This window comes from bacterium (assembly GCA_037131655.1).
Classification (GTDB): domain Bacteria; phylum Armatimonadota; class Fimbriimonadia; order Fimbriimonadales; family JBAXQP01; genus JBAXQP01.
Genome location: JBAXQP010000317.1, coordinates 1 through 2957 on the forward strand (window position 1 = coordinate 1; position 2957 = coordinate 2957).

The 2957-nt window shown below is 43.8% G+C and carries 3 protein-coding genes; all 3 read right to left on the reverse strand.

Annotated elements, in window-relative coordinates; translation table 11 throughout:
• Window positions 1–56: 56 nt before the first annotated feature.
• On the reverse strand, window positions 57–452 hold the full coding sequence (locus WCO51_11765) for a RidA family protein (protein MEI6513931.1): 396 nt from the start codon (window positions 450–452) through the stop codon (window positions 57–59).
• Window positions 453–457: 5 nt separating this feature from the next.
• Window positions 458–1765 (reverse strand): multiheme c-type cytochrome, encoded by a 1308-nt coding sequence (locus WCO51_11770; GenBank protein MEI6513932.1) that lies wholly within the window; start codon window positions 1763–1765, stop codon window positions 458–460.
• Window positions 1766–1805: 40 nt separating this feature from the next.
• The coding region (locus WCO51_11775; protein MEI6513933.1) for a DUF1573 domain-containing protein at window positions 1806–2957 on the reverse strand (1152 nt) is incomplete at its 5' end.

The window sequence follows — 2957 nt, forward strand, 5'->3', positions numbered from 1 at the left end:
AAGTATAAAGTCTCCCGTCTTTTGGTGGGAGGCTTTATACTTTTCATACTCCCCTATCAGCTTTTTCCGGCAATCGCTTCTATCTCGACTTTGGCGCCTTTTGGGAGAGCGCTGATTTGGATGGTTGAACGGGCGGGCGGGTTTTCGGCGAAATATTGAGAATAGATTTCGTTTGCTTTCGCAAAGTCAGCTAAATCCGTTAGGAATATCGTTGTCTTAAGCACACTGCTTGTCGTTAACCCAGCAGCTTCCAGGATACTCTTTAGATTATCAAGAACCTGACGAATCTGGGACTCAAAGTCGCCTGTGACCATCTCGCCGGTAGTAGGATTCAGGGGAATCTGCCCTGAAATGAATAGAAGGTTGTTCCACGCAACTGCCTGTGAATAAGGCCCGATGGCAGCAGGGGCGTTCTTAGTTGAAATAATACTCTTTTCCAAAATATCCTCCATGTAAATTAATGCTTAATCTTTTCCCAATAAGTTTTGAAATCGAAATTAGGACTGTGGTCTGAGACGTGACATTTATCGCAGGACGCAGAGTCGATTTTGGGCATTGGAGCCCCTTCGCCAATATGATTTGAAGCAGGGCCATGGCAGCTTTCACAGCCGACATTCTTAAGCTGAGGAGTTTTTTCGAGGTTTATAAAACCTTTTGTATACTCAAATCCCACCACATGACAAATAACACACTCGGGATCGGCTTCGTGTTTGACTTCCTCAAGAGTACGGAAAGCGCGGGCATGCTTGCTCTTTGCCCACGCTTCATAAGGGGTTGAATGGCAGTCCTTGCATGTCTCATTTCCTACATAGGCCAAGCCTTCAGGAGAAGGCATCTTAGGATAGGAAAGAAGTAAGTTTTCGTCATTAATTCGGCTTAAATACATCAAACGGATCGCATCCGCCGCTTTATTTCCTTTGATCTCAGGACCTAAAACTACCTCTCGCGTCTTTGTTATTGCCGGTTTTCCTGCTTTATTAATGGCCAGCGTCAATTCACCCAGATACTTCCCTTTTTGACCAGGTTGGATGAGGAGGGTGTTGCCTATCTTTGTTGGTACGGACGGGGAATCGGAAGCATGGGCATAAACGATGGCTCTAATCCAGGGAAAGAGCTTAGCGAGTTTAACGGCTTCTTCTTTCGGGCCGTGGTATAGCAGAATAACAAAATCAGCCTTAATCTCCGCTTTCAATTTCATAAGGATGGGGGCAATTTCTGCAACTGTAAGTTCGGGATTTCGGTCGGTAACTATTGTCGCATAAAGGGGTGATAGCGCGCCGACAACCGCGAACTTAGTCTTCTTGCCTCCAAGTGTCTGATTAAAAGTCGTATAAGCATTAAAAACTGGTTTCCCGTCAGCTCCCAATACGTTCGATGAAAGCAACTTACCCTTGAAAGCGCTTTGAAGCGATTGCAGATAGGTTAGTCCAAGCTTGAAATCCTGTTCGCCCAGGTTCACCGCGCGATATTGGAGAAGGTCGAAAAAGCTGATGATGGTTTCCGCCTTAATTTCATCCTGTCGTCCGGAAGCTTCCGTCAAGTCGCCATTATCAAATCTTATAGAAGGCGACTTGACGGTTGATAAATAACCGGCGCGGCGTAAAAACCCGCCAATCTGAGGCATAAAACAGCCACAGGGTTCCAGATACCCATTCAACTCTGATGTAGCATATATCAACACCTGGTTCTCAACTGTCTTAACTTTGGTTTTAGCTTTGCTCGATGTGAAGCCAGATGCGAACAAAATTAGCATCAACCACGCCATACCACAGGCGCACCATAAGATTAATTTATTCCTATTAGTCCTATTTTGAAGTAGGCTCAGTTTGTTGGACAATACACTCGACCTCGACTTCAATAATTGGTTGCAAGCGATCATCAGTTTTGATTTTAACGGTCTGTTTCGTAGAACCCGATTGCCAACCGCCTTTATAGCTTATGACGACTTTGTATGCGCTGCCATCGGTAATGGGGGTAACAGTTGCTTCAATAGCTGAATTTCCTGTCTCGACACCTAATATCTTGAAATTACCCGACCTTTTCTTGAGGATGACATAACGTCTGATAGGCGATACCGGGTTTGCTTCAACTTTGCCAAAGAATATAGAAGCAGGTTCAACAATAATGCCTTTTTCGATGGAAAGCCGAATTGGGATGTTGGTGTTCTTTGAGTGATTAGTGGTTATATTGACTGATACCATCGAGCGCCCGATTGGCCATTCAGCCGGAACCGTTACGTTCACCTGATAACCACTATGTGTTTTCGCTTCTTCCTTTAAAATGGGATCTGAGATCTCACCTTTCCAAGGCTGATAATTTGTTTTAACTAGTTGTGAGGAACAATTAACATTCACGATTTCAAACGCCTCATCCTTGCGAGTGAATATTGTGAATGTCTTGGTGACAGCCTCACTGTCAGGAAGATAAATGATTTGTACTGTATCGATATCCGGAACGGAAACTATCGAAGGAAGGATTTTGCATTTTATTGAAAGGGTGACTGATGTCCGCTTTTCATCGTTTGTAGTGACATTAATATGTTTTAGAACATCACCACGGAAGTCGGTGGAGTTGAATATAGATTCAATCTTGCCGGTTTGGCCGGGTGCGATGGTCTTATCGAAGTCAGCGACAGTGCATCTGCATGTTGGTTTCGCATCAATAATTAGAGAGATTTTCCCATTATTTTTTATATTGAAAACAAAGGGAATTTTGTCGCCTTGGTTGACTGTTCCAGCATCCAGTTCCTCATGGTCAACCACGATAACTGCTTGCTTTTGAATGAGTTGAGTGCCTTTATTCGCATAATTTATCAACAACTTAGTGGCTTTCGCAATCTCCAGTACTCCTTCAATTTCAGCTTTAGAAATGAGGAGTGAAGGTTTGCCGGTATGAGTATCCGGTCCCATGATGTCAATTGGATTATCACTTTCTTTAAGACCAAGATAAGAGCCTAA